This window comes from Methanoculleus sp. UBA430, from assembly GCF_002506585.1.
Taxonomy (GTDB): Archaea; Halobacteriota; Methanomicrobia; order Methanomicrobiales; family Methanoculleaceae; genus Methanoculleus.
On record NZ_DAXW01000010.1, the window covers coordinates 42998 to 64588 of the forward strand.

Annotated in this window: 18 protein-coding genes; 8 read left to right on the plus strand and 10 right to left on the minus strand. The window is 61.5% G+C overall.

The annotated features are described in order from the left end of the window. Positions 1-268: 268 nt before the first annotated feature. Positions 269-1912 (plus strand): dihydroxy-acid dehydratase, encoded by a 1644-nt coding sequence (gene ilvD / locus BRA49_RS08970; protein WP_292385332.1) that lies wholly within the window; start codon positions 269-271, stop codon positions 1910-1912. Between the two features lie 333 nt (positions 1913-2245). After that, complete coding sequence (locus tag BRA49_RS08975) at positions 2246-2827, plus strand: carbonic anhydrase (protein WP_292385335.1); 582 nt, start codon at positions 2246-2248, stop codon at positions 2825-2827. Here BRA49_RS08975 and BRA49_RS08980 read toward each other — a convergent pair. Both BRA49_RS08980 and BRA49_RS08985 read right to left on the minus strand, forming a co-directional pair. Continuing rightward, positions 2824-3168 (minus strand): hypothetical protein, encoded by a 345-nt coding sequence (locus BRA49_RS08980; RefSeq protein ID WP_292385337.1) that lies wholly within the window; start codon positions 3166-3168, stop codon positions 2824-2826. The genes BRA49_RS08975 and BRA49_RS08980 overlap by 4 nt on opposite strands. Before the next feature lie 29 nt (positions 3169-3197). Further along, complete coding sequence (locus BRA49_RS08985; RefSeq protein WP_292385339.1) at positions 3198-4082, minus strand: flavodoxin family protein; 885 nt, start codon at positions 4080-4082, stop codon at positions 3198-3200. Between the two features lie 143 nt (positions 4083-4225). On the opposite strand from BRA49_RS08985, the gene carA reads away from it, so the two are divergent. After that, positions 4226-5278, plus strand: coding sequence for a glutamine-hydrolyzing carbamoyl-phosphate synthase small subunit (gene carA, locus BRA49_RS08990; RefSeq protein ID WP_292385342.1), 1053 nt, complete (start codon positions 4226-4228; stop codon positions 5276-5278). A 2-nt stretch (positions 5279-5280) separates the two neighbouring features. Beyond that, the gene (gene carB, locus BRA49_RS08995) at positions 5281-8451 is read left to right on the plus strand and encodes a carbamoyl-phosphate synthase large subunit (protein WP_292385344.1); all 3171 of its coding nucleotides are present in this window, start codon (positions 5281-5283) and stop codon (positions 8449-8451) included. Between the two features lie 270 nt (positions 8452-8721). On the opposite strand, the gene BRA49_RS09000 is transcribed toward carB, so the two are convergent. From BRA49_RS09000 to BRA49_RS09010, 3 genes are all read right to left on the minus strand, one after another. Then, complete coding sequence (locus tag BRA49_RS09000; RefSeq protein WP_292385346.1) at positions 8722-9597, minus strand: glycine betaine ABC transporter substrate-binding protein; 876 nt, start codon at positions 9595-9597, stop codon at positions 8722-8724. Positions 9598-9993: 396 nt separating this feature from the next. Continuing rightward, complete coding sequence (locus tag BRA49_RS09005; RefSeq protein ID WP_292385348.1) at positions 9994-10836, minus strand: ABC transporter permease; 843 nt, start codon at positions 10834-10836, stop codon at positions 9994-9996. Beyond that, complete coding sequence (locus BRA49_RS09010) at positions 10823-12013, minus strand: quaternary amine ABC transporter ATP-binding protein (protein WP_292385416.1); 1191 nt, start codon at positions 12011-12013, stop codon at positions 10823-10825. The genes BRA49_RS09005 and BRA49_RS09010 overlap by 14 nt, the downstream gene beginning before the upstream one ends. Before the next feature lie 480 nt (positions 12014-12493). Between BRA49_RS09010 and BRA49_RS09015 the strand changes: the two genes are divergently transcribed. Next, positions 12494-13681, plus strand: a complete 1188-nt coding sequence (locus BRA49_RS09015) for an argininosuccinate synthase (RefSeq protein WP_292385350.1) — start codon at positions 12494-12496, stop codon at positions 13679-13681. Positions 13682-13688: 7 nt separating this feature from the next. Here the strand turns inward: BRA49_RS09015 and BRA49_RS09020 are convergent, their stop codons facing one another. Beyond that, positions 13689-14093, minus strand: a complete 405-nt coding sequence (locus BRA49_RS09020; RefSeq protein ID WP_292385352.1) for a pyridoxamine 5'-phosphate oxidase family protein — start codon at positions 14091-14093, stop codon at positions 13689-13691. A gap of 315 nt (positions 14094-14408) precedes the next feature. Between BRA49_RS09020 and BRA49_RS09025 the strand changes: the two genes are divergently transcribed. Both BRA49_RS09025 and BRA49_RS09030 read left to right on the plus strand, forming a co-directional pair. After that, positions 14409-15905 (plus strand): methanogenesis marker 14 protein, encoded by a 1497-nt coding sequence (locus tag BRA49_RS09025; protein WP_292385354.1) that lies wholly within the window; start codon positions 14409-14411, stop codon positions 15903-15905. 13 nt (positions 15906-15918) lie between these two features. Beyond that, positions 15919-16152 carry a hypothetical protein gene (locus BRA49_RS09030; RefSeq protein WP_292385356.1) on the plus strand — a complete coding sequence of 78 codons (234 nt, stop codon included), beginning with the start codon at positions 15919-15921 and terminating at the stop codon, positions 16150-16152. Between the two features lie 137 nt (positions 16153-16289). Here BRA49_RS09030 and argF read toward each other — a convergent pair whose 3' ends face one another. From argF to BRA49_RS09050, 4 genes are read right to left on the minus strand one after another with little or no spacing between them, the layout of a single operon-like run. Continuing rightward, positions 16290-17219, minus strand: a complete 930-nt coding sequence (gene argF, locus BRA49_RS09035) for an ornithine carbamoyltransferase (RefSeq protein ID WP_292385358.1) — start codon at positions 17217-17219, stop codon at positions 16290-16292. Further along, entirely contained in the window at positions 17216-18508 is a 1293-nt protein-coding gene (purD, locus tag BRA49_RS09040) for a phosphoribosylamine--glycine ligase (RefSeq protein ID WP_292385360.1), read from the minus strand. Before purD ends, argF begins: the two co-directional genes overlap by 4 nt. A 25-nt stretch (positions 18509-18533) precedes the next feature. Beyond that, a complete protein-coding gene (pyrE, locus tag BRA49_RS09045) occupies positions 18534-19046 on the minus strand; it encodes an orotate phosphoribosyltransferase (RefSeq protein ID WP_292385362.1) in 513 nt (170 codons plus the stop codon). Next, positions 19040-19540, minus strand: a complete 501-nt coding sequence (locus tag BRA49_RS09050; protein ID WP_292385418.1) for a CDP-2,3-bis-(O-geranylgeranyl)-sn-glycerol synthase — start codon at positions 19538-19540, stop codon at positions 19040-19042. The genes pyrE and BRA49_RS09050 overlap by 7 nt, the downstream gene beginning before the upstream one ends. A gap of 141 nt (positions 19541-19681) precedes the next feature. Between BRA49_RS09050 and tes the strand changes: the two genes are divergently transcribed. Then, positions 19682-21151: a tetraether lipid synthase Tes gene (gene tes / locus BRA49_RS09055; protein ID WP_292385365.1), complete on the plus strand. Its 1470-nt coding sequence runs from the start codon at positions 19682-19684 to the stop codon at positions 21149-21151. The last annotated feature ends 440 nt before the right edge of the window (positions 21152-21591 follow it).

Sequence of the window (21591 nt, forward strand, 5' to 3'; positions counted from 1 at the left end):
GAAGTCTATAACCCCCACCCCACCCGGCCTTCGGCCTCCTCCCCCGCCCCCTAGGGGCGGGGGCAGCGCGTGGCGATATCCCCCCGAAATCTGTGTATGGTCCTATTTGGCCGAATGAGATGTGATAACTTAAAGAGTGCGCCAGGTAGCGTTCGCGCACGTGACAAACCACCCGCCTTCGTCACGCAAGGAAATTCCACCTGCACCACAGCCCGCCCAACCGGAACCCTCTTCTCCCCCCGCGCGCTTACCCTCTACAAGGATTACCATGCGGAGTGAGACGGTTAAGAAAGGCTACCAGCGTGCTCCGAACCGGGCGCTGCTCAGGTCGCTCGGCGTGACCGACCGGGAGATGGACCAGCCCTTCATCGGTATAGCGAACGCGTATAACACGATCGTCCCCGGACATATCCACCTCCGGTCGATCTCACAGAAAGTGCAGGAGGGCATCGCGGCCGCGGGCGGGGTGGCGTTCGAGTTCGGGACCATCGGCATCTGCGACGGGATCGCGATGGGCCACGAGGGGATGCGCTACTCGCTCCCCTCGCGGGAGAACATCGCCGACGCCGTCGAGTTGATGGTCGAGGCGCACCGGTTCGACGGCCTGGTCTCTATCGGGACCTGCGACAAGATCGTCCCCGGTATGCTCATGGCGGCGGTGCGGTGCAACATCCCGACGATCGTCGTCACCGGGGGCCCGATGCTCCCCGGCTACGCAGCGGGCCGCGAACTCTCCCTCATCGATATCTTCGAGGGCGTGGGCAGGGTCGCCGCCGGCACGATGAGCGAAGAGGAACTCGGGAGCCTTGAGTGCGCAGCGATGCCCGGCTGCGGGAGCTGCCAGGGACTGTATACCGCAAACACCATGGCGTGCGTGACCGAGGCGCTGGGCCTCTCCCTCCCGGGGTGTGCCGCCATCCCCGCGGTCGACGCAGCAAAACTCCGCATAGCCCGCGAGAGCGGGGAGCGGGCGGTCGACCTTGTCCGGGAAGGAATCCGCCCGCGGGATATCGTCACCCCTACAGGCCTCAAGAACGCCATCCGGGTAGACATGGCGCTTGGCGGGTCGTCGAACACGGTGCTTCACCTGATGGCCGTCGCCCGCGAGGCAGGGATCCCGCTCGACCTTGAGACCTTCAACGCCGTCGCCGAGGCGACTCCCCACATCTGTCACATGCAGCCCGGCGGCCCGCACTCGATGCTCGCCCTCCACCGGGCAGGAGGGATCCCCGCGATATTGAAGATGCTCGAGCGCTACCTCGACGACGCCCCGACGGTCTCGGGCCGCTCAACCCTTGAGATCGCGAAGAGCGCGCAGGTCACCGACCCGGACGTGATCAAGACGGCCGACGCCCCGGTCAACCCGGCGGGCGGCCTGAAGATCGTGCGGGGAACGCTTGCTCCCGACGGCGCGGTCGTCAAGTGCGCTGCCGTACCTGAGGCGATGTGGCGGCACCGGGGCCCGGCGCGGGTTTTTGACGGTGAGGCTGCCGCGATGGAGGCGATCCTTCACCGTGAGATCGCGGAAGGCGACGTCGTCGTGATCCGTTACGAAGGCCCGCGGGGAGGACCGGGGATGCCTGAAATGCTCTCGCCGACCTCGGCGCTGATGGGCCTCGGCTATGCCCGGGTTGCCCTGGTCACCGACGGGCGCTTCTCGGGCGGCACCCGGGGCCCGTGCATCGGGCACGTCGCCCCCGAGGCCGCGGTCGGCGGACCGGTCGGCCTCGTGGAGGACGGCGACGAGATCGTGATCGACCTCTATGCAAAAACCCTCGACCTCATTGTCGAGAGAGCGACCCTTGAGGAGCGCCGCCGGGCCTGGAAGCCTCCGGAGCGCCGGCTTACGGGCGTGCTCGCCCGCTACGTGCAGACCGTCGAGCAGGCGAACCTCGGCGCCGTCCAGAGATAACTCCTCTTTTTTTGGGGAGCGCATACCCCTCGCCGGCGCCGTGGCCCCTGCTGAAGAAAGTTGTTATAAACCATTGGAATTTGTTAACGTACCTTGTAACGGCGTCATGGTGAACCGGGTACCCCGCGCCCCTGATCCGGGCATTGATGTACAGAGGTGTTCCGGCATTCTCGGCTCTATCGCGGCCCGGAATGCCGTTTGTTTCTCCGGCTCCCGGACTGCGCGTTGCCCCGCAACATGCAGGTATATACCTTTTTAACCCTCGAGAGTAACCCCCTCTTCAGAGGCGCACCTATCCGAGACGGTCGCCCACAACGCTTATGGAGTACATAGATGATCGAGAAGTTTCTTGAGGGTAACAAGCGGTTCCTGGAAGAAGATTTCGACAAAGACCCTGAGCATTACGGTCCGCTGGCGTCAGGCCAGCACCCGGTGGTCCTCTGGATCGGGTGCTCGGACTCACGAGTAGATCCCGAGCGCATCACAGGCTCGAAGGCCGGGGAGATCTTCGTACAGCGGAACATCGGCAACATCGTCCCGGTTCACGACTGGAACTTCGCGACCGTGCTCGAGTACGCGGTCAACCACCTCAAGGTCGGAGATATCGCCGTCTGCGGCCACTCGGACTGCGGCGCCATAAAGGGCCTTGACCACGAGAGCACGGACGCCTACATTCCGCTCTGGCTCAACAACGCTATGGAGGCGAAACGCCGTGTCGATGCCAGGATGCAGGTGCCGCAAAGCCCCGAGGAGGAGAAGACCCGGCGGCGGCTCATCGAGATTGAGAACGTCGGCCTGCAGCTTGAGCACCTCCGCACCTACCCGCCGGTCAGGGCTGCGGAAAAAGAAGGGCGGGTCCGGCTCCACGGCCTGTACTTCGACCTCGCGACCGGAGAGTTGAAGAAGATCTTCTAAGACTCTTCAAGAGCATACTCAATCTCTTCTTTTATCAGGTCGAGCGAGACCCTCCCGATAGACGTAAGCCGCCCGTTGACGAGGATGATCGGGATAGGCGGGTGGCGTTCCTCGATGATCGTTCTGATGTGATCGGGCATCGCCTCGTCAAGCAGGGTCGTCTTCACCTCGACCCTATCGCCATACAGGTCGAGGAGTTCGTCGCGCAGGGCGCCGATGGCGTCCATCAGGCTATTCGATGGGTAACAGGTATCGAGGCCGCAGGATCGCGTCTCGTCGCAGGGGAACGGGCCGCATTCGGACTCCATAAACCCGACAATCTCAACAATCACTTCTGCCATGCATCATCGGTGGGGGATTTGAGAATATATTATTCTTCGTCCCGAGGAGCGAGCAGCGCACGCAGTGCCGCCCGGATGTCGCCTTCAGCCCCCTCGATCTTCTCCACATCCCGCACCCTGTCGAGGTCGCCGACCAGCACCGGCCCGGTCGGGCGGATACCCAGGTTCTCCATGAACATGCCGACCACACGTGTTACGCAGACGAACGGTTCGGCTCCCCGCCGACCTGCGACGGCGACGAGCAGGCCCCGGGCATGCACCTCTTTCTCCAATACCTTCTCACGGGCGTGAAGCCACTGGCAACGGTCTATCACCGCTTTGAGGCCCGCCGGGACGGTGCCGGTGTAGACCGGGGTGCAGACGACGAGGACGGAGGCAGACTCGATTGCACGGATGATGGGGGGCATATCGTCGTCAACCGGGCAGTAACCGTTGTTGTAGCAGGTGTAGCAGCCGATGCACGGGCGGATATCCATCTCCTGCAGAAAGAAGATCCGGGAGGAGAGGCCGGATCGGGCGGCCTCGTCGTCGCACCATGACGCAATCGCTGCTGAGTTCCCGAACCGGCGCGGGCTCCCCTGCAGGATGACGACGTCCGTCGTGCCGCCGCCCGGAAGCGGCCGGATGAAGACCCGCGGCCGGGTGTAGATATGGGGGCGGGATGCCACGTCGTGCGCGAGCCGGGCAAAGACGATCTCGGCCGCCACCCGGGTGTCCAGGAGGGAACCCTGGCGTGCGCTCTCGTAGGAGTTGATGGCATAGGTGTAGACCACCTCGGTGCCGCGGATAACCGTGATGGTGTACCTGACCATGCCCGGATAGATGCGCCCGAGATCCTCGCACGTGAGCCTGACGGTAAACGTCCCATCGGGTGTCTCAATCGTTGCGGTCTTCTCCTCCGCGCTCCCGGTCATCAGGTCTCACCCGGCGCTCTGTGAACTTCAATATTTCGGACCGCCGCGCTCTGTAACTACGCATTTCCGGCGGGGGTTCCTGGAAGCGGTTCGATCCGTCACTACCGTTAATAAGGAATCTGCCCCACATGATATGGTAATTCATGAAGGCGGTTCTGGGTCTTGAAGACGGAACATTTGTTGTAGGGGATGGTTTTGGCGTTGAGGGGGTATGTTCCGGTGAACTCGTCTTCTCGACGCAGATGACCGGTTACATGGAGGCATTGACGGACCCCAGTTATGCCGGGCAGGTATTGATGTTTACCTACCCCCTCATCGGAAATTACGGTGTAGATCACCAGAATTTTGAGAGTCCAGAGGTCCACGCGCGGGGCTGCGTCGTGCGGGAGGTCTCCCGCACACCCACAACGCAACCATCGGTTGCAGTATATTTTGAAGAAAACGGCCTTCGGGGTATATCGGGCGTCGATACTCGCAGCCTGACAATAAAGACCCGGACGGTCGGTACGCTCCGGGCAGCCCTCATCGTCGGGAGCGACGACGGAGAAGATGCTGTCCGGCACGCCAGGACTGCCCCTCCTATCAGCGATCTCGATCTGATCGGGAGCGTCTCCTGCCCCGAGCCCTACCGGATCAGCGGCCCCGGAAAAAGGATCGCCGTCATCGACCTCGGTGTAAAGCGGCATATTCTCTCAAGCCTCAGCCACCGCGGCGCCGATATCCGCGTCTTCCCGCACACCGCCACACCTGACGAGGTGATGGCGGCAGAGCCCGACGCACTCTTCGTCAGCAACGGGCCCGGCGACCCGCGACGGGCAACAGGCGCCATTCGATGCGTCCGGGACCTCGCGGGCGAGGTGCCGGTCATCGGCATCTGCATGGGTATCCAGGTAGCCGCCCTTGCGCTCGGTGCCGAGACCTACAAGATGAAGTTCGGACATAGGGGAACGAACCAGCCGGTCCGTTATCGGGACGGGAGCATCTACATCACGACACAGAACCACGGTTTTGCGGTGGACGAAGAGACGCTACCCGAAGGATGCACCGTCTCGTACCGGAACGTGAACGACGGCACGGTCGAGGGGTTCGAGAACGCGGATCTCAATATCACCTGCGTCCAGTTCCATCCGGAGGCGCACGGCGGGCCGCGGGATACGGAGATGCACTTCTTTGACCGCGTCTACGGGGGGATCTAGTCATGCCGAAGAAATCTCACATCAAAAAGGTCCTCATCATCGGCTCCGGCCCAATCCAGATAGGGCAGGCGGCCGAGTTCGACTTCTCGGGATCGCAGGCCTGCCGGGCGCTCCGGGAAGAGGGTGTCGAGGTCGTCCTCGTCAACTCGAACCCCGCGACGATCCAGACCGACCCGGACACGGCCGATGTCATCTATATCGAGCCCCTGAAGGCTGATATCATAGCCAGGATCATTCAGAAAGAGAAGCCGGACGGTATCCTGAGCGGCATGGGCGGCCAGACCGGCCTGAACATGACGGCGGAGCTCGCGGAGATAGGTGCGCTTGAGGGCGTGGAGATCCTGGGGACCCCGCTTGAGGCAATCTACCGGGGAGAAGACCGGGAGCAGTTCCGGGATCTGATGAATGAGATCGGCGAGCCCGTCCCCCGGAGCATGATCCTCGAGAATATGAACCAGATCGACGAGGCCATCCGCGAGGTCGGCCTCCCGGCGATCATCAGGCCGGCGTACACCCTCGGCGGCTCCGGCGGCGGCGTGGCGCACACGCCCGAGGAGATGCGGCGGATCATCGAGATCGGTCTCACCCGCTCCCGCATCCACCAGGTGCTCGTGGAGGAGAGCGTTGCCGGGTGGAAGGAGATCGAGTTCGAGGTGATGCGGGACGCGGCAGACACCTGCATCATCGTCTGCGGTATGGAGAACGTCGACCCGATGGGCATCCATACCGGCGAGAGCGTCGTCGTCGCGCCCATCCTCACGCTACGGGACGACGAGTTCCAGACGCTCCGGACCGCTGCCATCAAGATCATCCGGGCGCTCGATGTCCAGGGCGGGTGCAACATCCAGTTCGCCTACAAAGACGGCGACTATCGGATCATCGAGGTGAACCCCCGGGTCTCGCGGTCGTCCGCACTCGCGTCCAAGGCGACCGGCTACCCGATCGCCCGGGTGGCGGCGAAGATCGCGATCGGGCTGCGGCTCGACGAGATCATGAACCCGGTCACCGGCGTCACCCCGGCATCCTTCGAGCCTGCCGTCGACTACGTGGTGGTGAAGGTGCCGCGGTGGCCGTTTGACAAGTTCAAGTCCGCGGACCGGACGCTCACCACGGCGATGAAGAGCACCGGTGAGGTGATGGCGATCGGGCGGACGGTCGAGGAGGCGTTCAAGAAGGCGCTCCGGTCGCTCGATAACGATATGCAGCGGCACACGAGCCAGAGTGAGATCCGGATGATCCTTACGTCCCCGACGGACGAGCGGTTCGGGTGCCTCTTTGACGCCTTCCGCGAGGGGTTCACGGTCGAGGAGGTTGCCGGTCTCACCGCCATCACGCCATTCTTTTTAGAGAAGATCAAGAACATTGTGGACCTCGAACGGAAACTCGAGACCGCTTTTGCGCCGGAGGAGATCCGGGTCGCGAGACGTTACGGCTTTTCGGACGAGGACCTGCAGGCGCTGACGGGAAAGACCCCCGATGAGATCGCGGCTATCGCCGGGAGGCCGACCTACAAGATGGTGGACACCTGCGCCGCGGAGTTCCCGGCCACCACACCCTACTTCTACTCCACGTGGGAGGAGGGGTGCGAACTCTCCCGAAACGACGCGAAGAAGGTGCTGATCCTCGGCTCCGGGCCGATCCGGATCGGGCAGGGGATCGAGTTCGACTACTGCACCGTCCACGCGGTGATGGCGCTCCGTGAGGAAGAGGGGATCGAGGTCCACATCGTCAACAACAACCCCGAGACGGTCTCGACCGACGCCGATACATCCGACCGGCTCTTCTTTGAGCCGATGCAGCTTGAAGACGTCGTGAACATCCTCAGGATGGACGACTACTACGGCGTCATGGTCCAGTTCGGCGGCCAGAACTCGGTGAACCTGGCCGTGCCGCTGGAAGCGGAGATCCGGCGCCTCGGCCTTACGACAAGGATCCTCGGCACGTCGCCCGATGCCATGGATGCGGCGGAAGACCGCGACCGGTTCAGCCGGCTTCTCACCCGGCTTGATATCCCGAGCCCGGCGAACTCTTCCGCCTACTCGGAGGACGAGGCGCGAACGATGGCGCGGGCGATCGGCTACCCGGTGCTGGTCCGGCCGTCCTACGTCCTTGGCGGGCGGGCGATGGAACTCGTCCACGACGATGCCGAACTCGAGAGTTACATCACAGAGGCCGTCCGGGTGAGCAAGAAGCACCCGGTGCTGATCGACTCCTTCCTCCAGGGCGCCGTCGAGATCGACGTCGATGCGGTCTCCGACGGGACGGACGTCCTGATCGGCGGGATCATGGAGCATATCGAGTGGGCCGGCGTCCACTCCGGCGACTCGGCCTGCGTCATCCCGCCGCAGTCCCTCTCTCCATCTGTCATCGCGCGGGTGCGCGACTACACGAAGAGGATCGCCCTCGGTCTTGGTGTCGTCGGGCTGATCAACATCCAGTATGCCGTCCAGAACGACGTCGTCTACGTCCTGGAAGCAAACCCGCGTGCGAGCCGGACCGTGCCGTTCGTCGCGAAGGCGACGGGCATCGCGCTCGCGAAGCTCGCCGCGAAGGTGATGGTCGGCAAGAAACTGGCCGATATGAATGTTGCCGAGCCCGAGATCGAGCACGTCGCGGTCAAAGAGGTGCTCCTCCCCTTCAACAAGCTCCCCGGCGTGGACACCGTGCTCGGGCCGGAGATGAAGAGCACCGGCGAGGTGATGGGGATCGACTACGACTTCGGCCGTGCCTACTACAAGGCATGCACCGCCGCAGAGAACACCCTGCCGACGACGGGCAACGTCTTCATATCGGTGACAAACGAGCAGAAGGAGGAGCTCCTCCCGATCGCGCGAAAGCTCCGCGACCTCGGCCTTTCCCTCTACGGTACGAGCGGGACGGTCGATTACCTCACCCAGAACGGCGTCGAGACCAACCTCGTGCGGAAGGTCCAGGAAGGGTCCCCGAACGTCATCGACGTCATGCGCTCCGGGGGAATCCGGCTGATCATCAACACCCCGGCGGACAAGGCGTCGCGGCAGGACCACATCCAGATCATGCGGGCCGCCGTCGATTACGGCATACCCTATATCACAACGCTTCAGGCGGCCCGGGCTGCGGCGATGGCGATCGACGCCATCAAGCGCGAGGAGATCACCCTCGAACCGCTCGGGCACTACATCGGGTCGGCGTGATCTGGGATTTGGTCCCCCTCTCTTTTTGTTCCGGTGTTGCCGTCCACTTCAGCTCACGCGAAGAGCGACGGGTCGAAGGGTGCGACGTTCCAACGAACAGCTGTCCGTAGGGCAGGAGTTCGAGAGGGCCGAAGGTCTTCTCATGCTCACTTCATTCGCACTTCCCTTTGTCCCCACCCCCCTCATGGTGATGTCTCCTCGGAATCCGTGTCTGGGACACAAACGATGACTCTCCCAAGAGAGTTTCAACAAAGCCGAAAAAAGAGGGGGTTATGCTGTCCCGAGCCAGAGATCGACCTTCTCGCTGTTGGCGTCGATCCACTTCTGTGCGGCTTCCTCTTCAGGCATGCCGCCCGCGATATCGGTCATGACCGAGGCGATATCCTCGCCGGTCCACTCGAACCGCTCAAGGATTGCACGGGCCTCCGGGTCGTCGGTCGCGAGATCCTGCCGTGCGAGGGTCACGATATCCTCGGCCCCGCCGTAGACACCCTTCGGGTCCTCGAGGAACTTGAGGTCGTAACGGCCGAACTTCCAGTGCGGCGACCACCCGGTCACCGCGACCCACTCCTCATCGCTGATGGCGGCGCCGAGTTCAGCGGCCATGCCGGCGCTGCTGCTGGTGACGAGGTTGTAATTAAGGCCGTATTCATCGATGGCCTGCTCGGTCCGGGCCACGACGCCCGCGCCGGGCTCGATGCCGACGATCCTGCCGCCGAACTGATCAGCGACACTGTTCATCTCCTCGATCGAGTCGATGGTCACGTAGGTGGGGACGACGAGTCCGATACGTGCCGCTCCGGGAATGTTCGGCCTGACGTAATCGATCTGTTCGCCATACTGCTCCCAGTAACTCTCATGCGTGTGCGGGAGCCATCCGGTCGTCGTGAAGTCGACATCCCCGCCGGCCAGTGCCTGGAAGAGCGGTCCTGCGTCGACTGCGATCAGTTCGACGTCGTATCCTGCTTCTTCAAAGACCAGTTTCATTACGTTGGTGCTCGCAATGGCGCAGTCCCAGGTGACGTAGCCGATGCTGATCTCCTTCTTGGGCTCGGTCGCTTCCGTGCCGGTGCAGCCGGCGGAGAAGAGGCAGAGCACCAGGACGATACCTGCCAGTACGAGTGTGCTTCTCATCGTATGAACCATATAATCACCTTATCGTTTTTGCCGCTTCTGGGCGGCTAAATGGCGTTCAGAATCCGGCTGTGTGGGGTTCCGGGTTCTCACGAACAGTTCGGGCGGCAAGATGCCAATGGCCCGAACATAGAGCAGAGGTGGCGGTATATGCCACTCCTGGCGTGTTTGCACCCCAGGGCAAAAAGGCCAGATTTTGACCGCTTCAACATATGGGTCTAACGTTATTTAGGTTTTTCGGGTTCCGATTGGCGAACGGGCCCATTTTAAAACCCAAATCGGACGGACATACGGCGATAAAACGCTCTTTCCTCTACTGACTATCCACCCTCTCTTCGGTCGATACGAACGTGTTTGCCGGAGGATGAGCCGGCCACTCGTTCCCCTCAAAAATACTATTGGGATGGGTCACTGGCTCTCACGCTGCGGCACAAGGTTCTGCGTGATCCGGTCGAGGATGATCGCGAGGATCACGATGGCAAGCCCCGCTTCAAACCCCATCCCGATATCCACCCGCTGGATGCCCACAAGCACCTGGTAGCCGAGCCCCCCCGCCCCGATCATCGATGCGATGACGGTCATGGAGAGGGCAAGCATGATGCACTGGTTCACCCCTGCCATGATGGTGGGGAGCGCGACGGGGAGCTGCACCTTGAAGAGCTTCTGGCGGGGCGTGGTGCCGAAGGCGTCTGCAACCTCGATCAACTCGCGGGGCACCTGTCGGATCCCGAGATTCGTGAGGCGCAACGCCGGTGGCATCGCAAAGACGACCGTCGCGATGATGCCCGGGACGCTCCCGAGGCCGAAGAAGATCACAGCAGGAATGAGGTAGACGAACGAAGGCATGGTCTGCATGAAGTCAAGGAACGGCCTGAGTGCAGCGTTCAGCGGGTCGCTCCGCGCAGCCGCGATCCCGAGCGGGATCGATATCGCGAGCGCAAGGACTGTCGAGACGAGGACGAGTGCCAGGGTAAGCATGGCGAGATCCCAGAGTTGAAGGTCCCAGATCAGCAGCAGGCCAAGCGCGGTGAGCCCCGCCAGTCTGATATCACGCCGGGTGACGAACCAGACCAGCACGCTCACGAGGAGGATCAGGACGGGTGCCGGTATAAAGATCAGGAGGTCCTGGAACCCGCCGATGAGATACCGCAGCCCTTCACTGATGCCGTCAAGAAGCCAGCCGAAGTAGAGCTCGATCCAGTCAACGAGCCACTCGGCGGCCTCTCCCACGGGGAGTTTAGGCAGTTGCATTGATATCCTCCCCCTTCCGTGCCAGAGCAGCGAGGATGGCGCCGCGTGATATGACTCCTTTGAGCCTGCCCGTATCGTCCGCCACCGCCACAGGGTAGGGGCTCCCAACGATCAGCGAGATGATGTCGGAGAGCGATGCGTCGGGGGCCACGACGGGGATATCGGTGATAAGGATTTCCGCCATCGCTTTGCCCTTCTTGACGGCTTCGACGGCGTCGTCGAGGGTCACCCGCCCACGGAGCAGGCGCTGGCGGGTGACGACGAATATCCCCGGAATGTCGTGCTCCTCCATGAGGTGCAGGGCTACCCTGGGTCCCGCGGTACACTGGGCAACCGGTTCGGGATGGCGCATCACGTCGCTTGCCGAGAGAACTCTTGTCAGGTCCACATCAGCGACGAACTTCTCGACGTAGGCGTTCTCGGGATTCGTCAGGATCTCCTCGGGCGTGCCGATCTGTACGATCGCGCCGTCCTTCATCAGGGCGATGCGGTCGCCGAGTTTTAAGGCCTCGTCGAGGTCGTGGGTGACGAAGACGATCGTCTTACCGAGCCGCTGCTGGATCTCCAGCAGTTCGTCCTGCATGTCCCGGCGGATGAGCGGATCGAGGGCACTGAACGCCTCGTCCATCAGGAGGATGTCCGGGTCGCTGGTGAGCGCCCGGGCGAGCCCGACCCGCTGCTTCATGCCGCCGGAGAGTTCGCCGGGCATGCTCGCCCCGTAGCCGCCGAGCCCCACCATCTGGAGCACCTCTTCGGCTTTTTTATGACGCTCGTCTGCCGGGATGCCCTGGATCTCAAGCCCGAAGGCGACGTTGTCAAGAACCGTCCGATGGGGGAGGAGAGCAAAACTCTGGAAGATCATGCCCAGCTTGCGCCGCCGGGTCGCCTGGAGTTCCTCCCGGTTCATCCTGACGACATCTTCGCCGTCGATCCGTATCTCACCCTCGGTGGGGTCGATAAGCCGGTTGATACAGCGCAGGAGCGTCGATTTCCCGCTCCCGGAAAGCCCCATCAGGACGAACGTCTCGCCCGGCATAACCTCAAATGAGACGTTATCGAGTGCCAGTGTCGAACCGGTCTCTTTGTATATCTCCTGCTTTGAGCGGCCGGAACGATGGAGTTCCAGCGCCTTTCCGGGATCCTGCCCGAATACCTTGGTCAGACCCTTCACACTGATGATTGGTTGTGGTAATGGTATGTTCTCATTTTGGAACTTCTCAAAAATGACGGAACCCTCCCGGCTTCACGATATCTATCTCATCTTTGTTATAATTTCTGTTTTTTTAAAATGTCCGATTTCATGTGGGATTTAGGTTTTTCAGACATTTTGCGGTGTATTCTGAAATTAAGTGCTGTCATGCTCGTTATCCTGTGAATTATAGGCGGTCTGACGATTGTTTGCTGTGTAATGTTCATTTTCCCGGATTTCTATCTGCCAATCCTTTATGCCGGAGGTCCCGGCGCAACGGACCGTCATGGGGCGTGTCCCATGCACTCCACATTCCACCATCTCCGACCCCGGGAATCCCGGTAACGGTTCCGGTTTCTCCCGGTGCGCCCATCCATACCAGTTCATTTATTGGGTGAAAGGTCATAATAATGTAGATTACTCCAGTCTGTCTCTCAGACAGAAACCAGGAACGCGGTGATCAGTACCATGGAAAAGGGAAAAGTCGTCCTAGCATTTTCGGGAGGTCTCGACACCTCCATCTGTATCCCCCTCCTGCGCGAGCACTACGGATTTGACGAGATCGTCACCGTTGCCGTCGACGTGGGCCAGCCCGAAGAGGATATCGCCCGGGCAACAGAGAAGGGCCGGAAACTTGCAGACAAGCACTATACCATCGATGCCAGGGAGAAGTTTGTAGCGGACTGCATCTTCCCCTCGATCAAGGCGAACGGATCCTATGAGGGGTATCCGATGGGTACGGCGCTTGCCCGTCCGCTGATCGCCGAAGAGATCGTGAAGGTTGCAGAGAAGGAAGGCGCGTCAAAGATCGCACACGGGTGTACCGGCAGAGGAAACGACCAGCTCCGGTTCGACTTCATCTTCAGGTCCGCCGGATACGATATCGTCGCACCGATGCGGGAGATGAACCTGACCCGCGAGTGGGAGATCTGCTACGCGCAGGAGCACAACGTCCCGGTGACCGTGGCAAAAGACAAGCCCTACAGCATCGACGAGAACTTCTGGAGCCGGAGCATCGAGGGCGGCAACCTCGAAGACCCGGCCTTCCACCCGCCTGAGGAGATCTATGCCTGGACGGTCTCGCCGAAGGACGCCCCCGACGTCATGGAGGAGGTCCGGATCGAGTTCGAGAAGGGCATCCCGGTCGCTCTCAACGGGAAGAGCCTTCCCGGCATCGCCCTGATCAAAGAGCTGAACCGGATCGCGGGAAGGAACGGCGTTGGCCGCAACGATATGATCGAGGACCGGGTCCTCGGCCTGAAGGCCCGGGAGAACTACGAGCACCCGGCCGCAACCGTCCTTCTTGCCGCGCACCGTGACCTTGAGCACCTCGTCCTGACCCGCTCGGAACTCGCGTTCAAGCATATCGTCGACGACAAGTGGTCCGAGCTCGCCTACATGGGTCTCGTGCACGAACCGCTCTTCTACGCACTGAACGCGTTCATCGACAAGACGCAAGAGCGGGCCAGCGGCACCGTGGACGTCGGCCTGTATAAGGGCGGCCTGAAGGTGCTCGGCCGGAGCTCGGACCTTGCGTTGTACTCCGACGACCTGGTCTCCTTCGACTCGACGACGATCGACCAGAACCACGCCGTCGGGTTCTCGAACTACTTCGGACTGCAGGCGCGCCTCTTCCAGAACCTCAAGAAACGTTAAAGGGTGCTTAGAGCACCTTCTTCCCTGCCTCTTTTCCCGGTGTACATTCGAAGACGTCGGTGATCGTGATGACGATGAGCGATTTCGCCGGATATTTGTGGCTCTTTGTCCTCACCTGATCGCGGAACTTCTCGTAATCGGGGCCGGACGTCTTGATCTCCGTCGAGCCTTTTATCTGGAAGCAGCGCTTGGAGTCCGGGTCGTAGAAGTAGAGAGCCACCACCGGGTTCTCTTTGAGGTTCTCAAGCGTCTTTACCATGTAGTTGTCCATGATCCAGACGGTGTCGTCGCCGACGAGCTGGATCGATGCCATCGGCGCCACGTTCGGGACGCCGCTCTTCGATGCCGTGGCCATCGGCATGACTTTGACTTTGCCGAATACTTCCTTAATCTCACCTGAAAGCGCAACCATATGGTTCACCTCTCCCGGAAGCGGAACGGGCGCTTCGTCGCGCCGGGACCTTTCCGGTAACGAGGATATCCGCGCCGTGCATATATAAGCGCTCTGCCGGGGTCGCGCAACGACAGCGAACTCCTGAGGTTCGAGAGGGGTGGCGGCCTCCAAACCCAGACATCTACCTGAATCAGCAGAACCCTCCCGAAAAATCGGTATACTGCTGCCCGTCACCTGTGCGGGACCCCCTCAATCTTTTGCTCACTCTGCGGGTCCCGGACGCCGTAGGGGAGTATGGAAAAATATAAGCCGCGAGACAGGGAAAAGACTACTATGTGTGCCCGCTTTTTGGAGCGCTTTTTCAAACCTACTCCGCATATCGTCGAAAGCCCGCCTCCGCCATCGCTCTCCCACGGACCGGGCAACGGTGTTCCCGAGTACCGGGTGAAGCCTTATTTTATCGTGGCGTCTGTTGAGATGGGCAATACGACGACAAAGTGCATCCTGACCGGCACGAGCCTGGAGACAGGCAGGTCTTACGTCATCAACAAGACCGTGACCATGAGCCGTGACGTCCGGCCGCCAAAACCGGGCGAGACGGTCTTCGGGGCAACCCTGGACGGCACGGAGCTGACGCGCGAGTCGGTTACGGAACTGGTGCGTGATACCCTGATCCAGTGCCACAACGAGGTTCACCTGAGCATCAAGGACGATCTCGACTTCGTCGTCAGGAGTACCGGTGTTGTGGCGGCGATGGACTCGCCCGACCAGGTCGGGGACTTCATCATCGCCCTTGCAAACGGCTGCCTCGAAGCCGGGGTTCCCCCGCGGAAGATGACGCCGCCGATGTCGATCGACAACCTCCCCCCGAAACTCCGGCAGTTCTCGTTTGCCGACCGGCTGGTCTTCGTTGGCGCGGTAGCCGGCGTCGTGCCGCCGATCGGATGCACCGGCGTGGAGATGGTGGCAAACGAGATGGAAGGGGAACTTGCGATGGCGGGCATCAAGGAGGGTGCCAAATGGACGCCGGTCGACTTTCGCAACCCCTGCATCTCCATCGACTTCGGGACCACGCTTGACGGACGGATCACAAGCGATGTCGCTCCGAATGAGCCCAACCCGTTCGCCCAGACGATCGGGAACTTCTGCGGGCTTGCGGGTGCCATACCGGATGCGATCGTCCGGGGCACCGGGCTCGTGAAGAACCGGACGGGAACGGCCCTCGACCTCTTCGGCGATCACAGCATCAAGGGCGCGTTCGGGGGCAGGAAGCGTTCCGTCGTCGAGGAATACGTCGACCGGTGTCACGAGCACATCGATATCCGGATCGTCCCCCCCGACCGGACGAGGTTCGGGCGGGTCCCGGTCTGCGCCGAGGTGGCCGATAAGTCGGGCGTCGCTCTCATCGGGTGCGACTCGGGCGTCAACGGCAGCGAGATGCCGGCTCTTGAGGAGATCGGGCACGAACTCTACGAGAAATACGGCATGGGTATGCTGACCGAGGTCGTCGACCGGGTCTGCGCGAGGATGGCGCTCCGGCTCATCGATGTCGCCGTCGAGAGAGGGATGGTTCCGCCGAACTCATCGATCGGGTTCACCGGGCGGGCGGCGATCTCGGGGAGAAAGCCCGAGTACATCGTCGAGGGTGTCACCGAACGGAACCTCTACGACACCCCCAACGACCACCTGGTCTTTGTTGACGACGGCCTTGCCCGGGGTGCGGCACTGATGGGGCGGTGCATGAACTCCCTCGGGAAACCCAAGACCCCGCTCGGCGGGGTGCGGGGCGGGCCATGTATTATGTCTCGTCGGATCAAAATAGGAAAGTAGGATATGATCATTGATGACTGACGAAGAATTGTTCGATCTGCTCGTTCCCCCGGGCGTACCCCGCAAGATGATCTACGATGTCGTTGAGAAGTACGACGTGGAAGTGGTGCGGCGGGCGCAGAAGATGACGTTTGCGAACATGGACGGGGACGCACGCGAACTGCTGGCGTTCCGCGGGAAGCGAGCGGTTGTCGAAGAAGTGCAGACATATCTTCTCGCGCGGCTCAATGAGTTCGTCGCGGAATAATACCTTTTTTTTCTTATTCGTGATGCCGGGCGTTCCCGGTTGTGGATGTTTTCGAACAGTATGATCCGGTCCCGGTCGGGGATCATGCCCGGACCGGTCCGGCGGCTATCCCAAAAATGGATGTTCTCTTCTTCTCCTCACTCCGCCGAAGGCATCCCACCGGCGATCAGCCGCAGGAGCAGCGCCTTCTGGGCGTGAAGCCGGTTCTCGGCCTGGTCCCAGACGATGCTCTGCGACCCTTCCATCACCTCGTCGGTGATCTCCTCTCCCCGGTGAGCGGGGAGGCAATGCATCACGAGAGCGTTGGGTGGTGCCCGTGCAAGAAGGCGGGAATCGATCGTGTAACGTTTGAGGGCCCGCAGGCGCTCGGCCCGCTCCCGCTCGTCGCCCATCGAGACCCAGATGTCGGTGTAGAGGACATCCGCATCGCGGACCGCTTCCTCCGGGTCCGTGACGACGCTGACCCTGCTCCCTGCCGCCCGTGCCTGATCGACGACCGCGTCCTTCGGCCGGTACCCGGGGGGGCTTGCGACCGCGATCTCCATCCCGGTCAGGATCGATGAGAGTATCCACGAGTTGCAGACGTTGTTGCCGTCCCCGATCCACGCGAGTTTCAGGCCGCGAAGATCGCCGAACCGCTCGCTCAAGGTCATGATGTCGGCCAGCACCTGGCAGGGGTGCAGCCGGTCGGATAAGCCGTTGATGACCGGGACGGTCGAGTAGCGGGCGAACTCCTCGATAGTGGCGTGCTCGTAGGCGCGGATCATCACCGCGTCGACGTAGCGGGCGAGCACCCGTGCCGTATCCCGGATCTCTTCGCCCCGCCCGAGCTGCATATCCTGGGGGTTTAAGAAGAGCGCATGACCGCCGAGGTCGGTCATCCCCACCTCGAACGATACCCTGGTGCGGGTGGACGCCTTCTCAAAGATCATCCCGAGGCTCTTTCCCCTGAGGAGCTCGTGTGCGGTCCCCGCACACTTCAGCCTTTTTAAGCGCACTGCGTCGGTGACGATACTCTCAAGTTCGTACTCGTCGATATCGATGATCGAGAGAAAATCCTTCTTCATGCAATCTCCTTCATGTGCCGGCATCGCCTATCGAGAACCTCCCGGGTGCCGATATCCCTGCGGTGGAAGACGCGCCCTGATACCGAGGATGCCGCCGTTTCAGCGATCGTCTCGGCCTCGTCAAGTGTCTCGCCCCTCCCGACGAACGCAAGCGTCCGCGATCTCCGGGTATAGAGCGTCCCGTCCTGCTCCTCGACGTTTGCGTAGTAGAGCAGGGCGTCGCCGGAGTCGCCGATGGTGAGAGGCGCGTGAGTCACCGGTGCCGCCGGATAGCCTTCGGGGACGAGATACTTGCAGACCGTCGCCTGGTTCGCGAACCGGACGTGCGACGGCGAGAGGTCCCCCTTGATGATGTGGCGGACGATCGCGGAAAAGTCCGATTCCAGGAGCGAGAGAACGTTCATCGCCTCAGGGTCCCCGAAGCGGGCGTTGAACTCGATGACCCTCGGGCCGTCGCGGGTGTTCATGAACTGGCCGTAGAGAATCCCCCGGTACGGCGTTCCCTCGTCCCGCATGGCCGCGACCGTATCCTCCATGATCCGGAGCGCGTTCTCGTAGTTCGAGCGGGTGACGAAGGGGAGCATGTGGTCCGGCATGGAGTATGAACCCATCCCGCCGGTATTCGGCCCCACGTCCCCCTCGTATGCCCGTTTGTGGTCCTGCACGAGCGGCATGGGCACCAGGTGCTCGCCGTCGACAAATGCCTGGAGAGTGAACTCCTCCCCGAGGAGCCGCTCTTCCAGCACGACATCTCCCCCGAGCTCCCGGACATACTCGATCGCCCCTGCGGCATCGAGATGCTCGCCCATGATCCGGACGCCCTTCCCTCCGGTCAGCCCGATGGGCTTGATGGCGAGGTCGCCGTCGTATGTCTCGATGAATCGCCGTGCCTCCTCCGGGTCGTGGCAGACCCGGTACTCCGGGCACCCCGCGATCCCGTGCCGCTCCATCAGCCGGCGGCAGAACGCCTTATCCGTCTCGATTTGGGCCGCGGCGCGGGTCGGCCCCACACAGGGTATTCCCGCCGCTTCGAGGCGATCGACGACACCTGCCTCGAGGGGGGCCTCCGGTCCGATGACCGCAACGTCGAGGGCATTCTCGGTGGTGAATCCTACTATCTCCGGGATATTGGTCTCGTTCTCGAGGAGCACCCGTTCTGCGAGCCGGGCTATTCCCGGATTGTTGCGTGCCATGACAGAAAATATTCTCACGCCGCTGTTGCAGGAAAGTGCCCTGGTGATCGCATGCTCCCTGCCACCACCGCCTACAACGAGTATTTTCATATCCATCTATTTGCCCGCCCTTAAAAAATGTTTATCCGTCCAGAAGCTCACTGACCCGCACAAGCGCAAGAAGTGACGCACCTTTTTCTGCAAGCGCCTCCCGGGCGCCAGCCTCGCGGTCAACGACGGTCACGACCCGGTCGACGTGCGCACCCGCGGCACGCAGTGCTGAAATGCCGTAGAGAGCGCTTCCCCCGGAGGTGGTCACGTCCTCGACCAGCAGCACGTTCTTGCCGCTCACATCACCGATGATCGCCCCGGCTTTGCCGTGGTCTTTCTCTGCCTTTCTGATGATGGCATACGGCCGGCCGCTCGCAAGCGAGACGGCGACGGCGATCGGTACGGCGCCGACCGCCACCCCGGCCACCATCTCGAACTCCTGGCAGCCGGCAATGGCGTTCCCGATTGCCGCAAGGATGGTGGGGTTCGTTGTTGCAGCCTTTATGTCGATGTAGTAGGAGCTCCGGGCTCCCGAGGCGAGGAGAAAGTCCCCGAACTCGATAGCCCCGCTTTCAAGCAACAGTGTCGTGATTGGGTTCACCATGGTACCTCTTTTACTCCGATGTAATACCCGATAATGTTCACTATTCGGTGGAGAAGGGGGGTCATGATGACGATCCAGATCGCAATGGGTAAGGTAATGTTCTCAAACAACCACCTGGAGTCAATCAGGAGGATGATCAGGAAGGCACCGATAACCAGATCGTATTGGTCGGCAAGGGGCCAGGATTCGCCCCGATCCTTGCCCAGCCTCCGTTTCAGGAAGCTCTTCGTGAGGTCACCGAGGAGCGCGCCCGTCGCGAGGAGCGTCACCGAGAGGAACGTCTGATGAGGGAGTCCGGTCAGGCCAAACGAGGAGGAGACCCAGATCTCGATGAGACCCGCGAGTACGCCGCAGAGGACGCCGCCGAAGAACCCCCGGTAGGTCTTGCCGTCGCCAAAGATCCGTCGCCCGTCCCGGAATCTCTTTCCGAAGTCGATGGGTGTCCCGCCGCCGAAGACTGCAGCCGCTGAGTTCGGCACGTATGCCGGAATCATGATCCAGAGCGCGGCGAGCGCGGAGACGAGCCAGAGTCCGATGTTCGCATCGATGAACGTCAATACCCAGTACAATCAGTAATTATAAAGATTAACGTGTCGAAATATGAGATACGAATGAACGATGGGCACGGTGAGAGAATGCTGATAAAAAAGACAAAAAGCCTCTGTCCAACGTGCGGGCGTGTACTCGACGCTGATATCGTTGAGGAAGAGGGGGAGGTCTGGCTGGTCCGTACCTGCCCTGAGCACGGCGTGTACCGGGCTCTCTACTGGTCGGACGCGGAGATGTACCGGAGGTTCGATGCCTACGAGAGCATCGGAAAAGGAATATCAAACCCTCAGAAGACCATTTCTCCGGCGGGGTGCCCGAATGACTGCGGTGTCTGTGAGAACCACCGGTCGACGACGTTGCTTGCCAATATCGACCTGACGAACCGGTGTAATCTCAACTGTGATTTCTGCTTTGCAAACGCCCGGGCATGCGGTTACGTCTACGAACCGACCTTCGACCAGGTTGTCGGGATGCTCTCCATGTTGCGCGAGGAGAAACCCGTACCGACGCCCGCCGTCCAGTTTTCGGGCGGTGAACCGACGATGCGCGACGATCTCCCGGAGATCGTCAGGAAAGCGAAAGAACTCGGGATGTCCCAGGTGCAGGTCGCAACAAACGGCATCAGGATCGCGCAGGAGCCTGATTACGCCCTGCAACTGAAGGAGGCGGGGCTCTCCACCGTCTACCTGCACTTCGACGGCATAACGCGCGAGACCAACGCAAAACTCGCGAGCGACCGGCGGGCCATAGAGAACTGCGAGAAGATCGGTCTTGGGGTGGTGCTGGTGCCCACGGTCATCAAGGGCAGGAACGACCACGAGGTGGGCGCCATCGTCAGGTATGCCGCAGAGCATATCAAGACCATCCGGGGCGTCAACTTCCAGCCCGTGGCGTTCACGGGGGCTGCAAGCGAGGACGATGTGAGGAAAGAGCGGATCACCATCCCGGAACTTGCACAGCGAATCGAGGAGCAGACGGACGGTGTTATCAAGAAAGACTACTTCTACCCCGTGCCCTGCGTCGTCCCGATCTCGAGACTGGTCGAGGCATATACGGGCAAAGCCCAGATCAGGTTCACCACGCACCAGCATTGCGGTGCGGCGACCTACGTCTTCGTCACCGATGAGGGGATGGTCCCGGTCAACAAGATGGTTGATGTCGACACCTTCTTTGAGTCGATCGAGAAGATGGCGACGAAACTCGCGAAAGGCGGGTCGCTCAACAAGTATATGACCCTCGTCGAGGGGGTCAAGGACCTCTATACCTCCACAAGGAAAGCAGAGCAGAAGAACACCGCAGAGTTCACAAAACTGATTGGAAAAGCCCTGATCATGCAGGATTTCGAGGCGCTGCGCGAGTTCCACTGGAACGCCCTCTTCATCGGCACGATGCACTTCATGGACTCCTACAACTACGACCTTGACCGGGTGCAGAGGTGCTGCATCCACTACGCGACCCCGGACGGCCGCGTTATCCCGTTCTGCACCTACAACAGCGGCCCCGTCTACCGGGAGCAAGTCTGGAAAGCATTCGCGCAGCCGGAGAAGGACGAGTAACCGCTTGCCCCATACGGAGCCGGGAGGGACGAGTAACTCCCTTCCCGGCGGCTTTTCTTCGGTGCTCACGCTCCAGTTCTAGCGAACCGTCGCGTCCTACGGGCAATCGTTCTCAGGAATGTTACGCCTTCGGCCAGGTGTGCTCTGCGCCGTCACCACTCGCACCGGACCGGTGGACCGTGGGACTATCGCCACGCACTGCCCCCGCCCCCACGGGGCGAGGTGCGATGGGCCGTAGGGCCAGAGCATGAGCACCGCAGGTGCGAGCGAGGAGGCCGGAGGCCGGGCGGGGTGGGGGTTACAGATATTCTTTACGGGGTAGAGACAGGGAAGGGGGGATGCTCCCCCCTCCCCGTCGGCCCCTCCCCCAGAGGCGATACCCTCACGGTCCACTGCACGGGGAGATACTGGGAAATGTGATGTATGCGCCCCGAAGCATG

Bases quoted from the DNA above. Each gene is read 5' to 3' on its own strand.
- BRA49_RS08975 (WP_292385335.1), top strand. From the start codon at position 2,246: ATGATCGAGAAGTTTCTTGAGGGTAACAAGCGGTTCCTGGAAGAAGAT.
- ilvD (WP_292385332.1), top strand. From the start codon at position 269: ATGCGGAGTGAGACGGTTAAGAAAGGCTACCAGCGTGCTCCGAACCGG.
- BRA49_RS09000 (WP_292385346.1), bottom strand. From the start codon at position 9,597: ATGGTTCATACGATGAGAAGCACACTCGTACTGGCAGGTATCGTCCTG.
- BRA49_RS09020 (WP_292385352.1), bottom strand. From the start codon at position 14,093: ATGGTTGCGCTTTCAGGTGAGATTAAGGAAGTATTCGGCAAAGTCAAA.
- argF (WP_292385358.1), bottom strand. From the start codon at position 17,219: ATGAAGAAGGATTTTCTCTCGATCATCGATATCGACGAGTACGAACTT.
- tes (WP_292385365.1), top strand. From the start codon at position 19,682: ATGCTGATAAAAAAGACAAAAAGCCTCTGTCCAACGTGCGGGCGTGTA.
- carA (WP_292385342.1), top strand. From the start codon at position 4,226: ATGAAGGCGGTTCTGGGTCTTGAAGACGGAACATTTGTTGTAGGGGAT.
- BRA49_RS09050 (WP_292385418.1), bottom strand. From the start codon at position 19,540: ATGATTCCGGCATACGTGCCGAACTCAGCGGCTGCAGTCTTCGGCGGC.
- BRA49_RS09030 (WP_292385356.1), top strand. From the start codon at position 15,919: ATGACTGACGAAGAATTGTTCGATCTGCTCGTTCCCCCGGGCGTACCC.
- BRA49_RS09025 (WP_292385354.1), top strand. From the start codon at position 14,409: ATGTGTGCCCGCTTTTTGGAGCGCTTTTTCAAACCTACTCCGCATATC.
- BRA49_RS08980 (WP_292385337.1), bottom strand. From the start codon at position 3,168: ATGGCAGAAGTGATTGTTGAGATTGTCGGGTTTATGGAGTCCGAATGC.
- BRA49_RS09005 (WP_292385348.1), bottom strand. From the start codon at position 10,836: ATGCAACTGCCTAAACTCCCCGTGGGAGAGGCCGCCGAGTGGCTCGTT.
- BRA49_RS09015 (WP_292385350.1), top strand. From the start codon at position 12,494: ATGGAAAAGGGAAAAGTCGTCCTAGCATTTTCGGGAGGTCTCGACACC.
- carB (WP_292385344.1), top strand. From the start codon at position 5,281: ATGCCGAAGAAATCTCACATCAAAAAGGTCCTCATCATCGGCTCCGGC.
- BRA49_RS08985 (WP_292385339.1), bottom strand. From the start codon at position 4,082: ATGACCGGGAGCGCGGAGGAGAAGACCGCAACGATTGAGACACCCGAT.
- pyrE (WP_292385362.1), bottom strand. From the start codon at position 19,046: ATGGTGAACCCAATCACGACACTGTTGCTTGAAAGCGGGGCTATCGAG.
- purD (WP_292385360.1), bottom strand. From the start codon at position 18,508: ATGGATATGAAAATACTCGTTGTAGGCGGTGGTGGCAGGGAGCATGCG.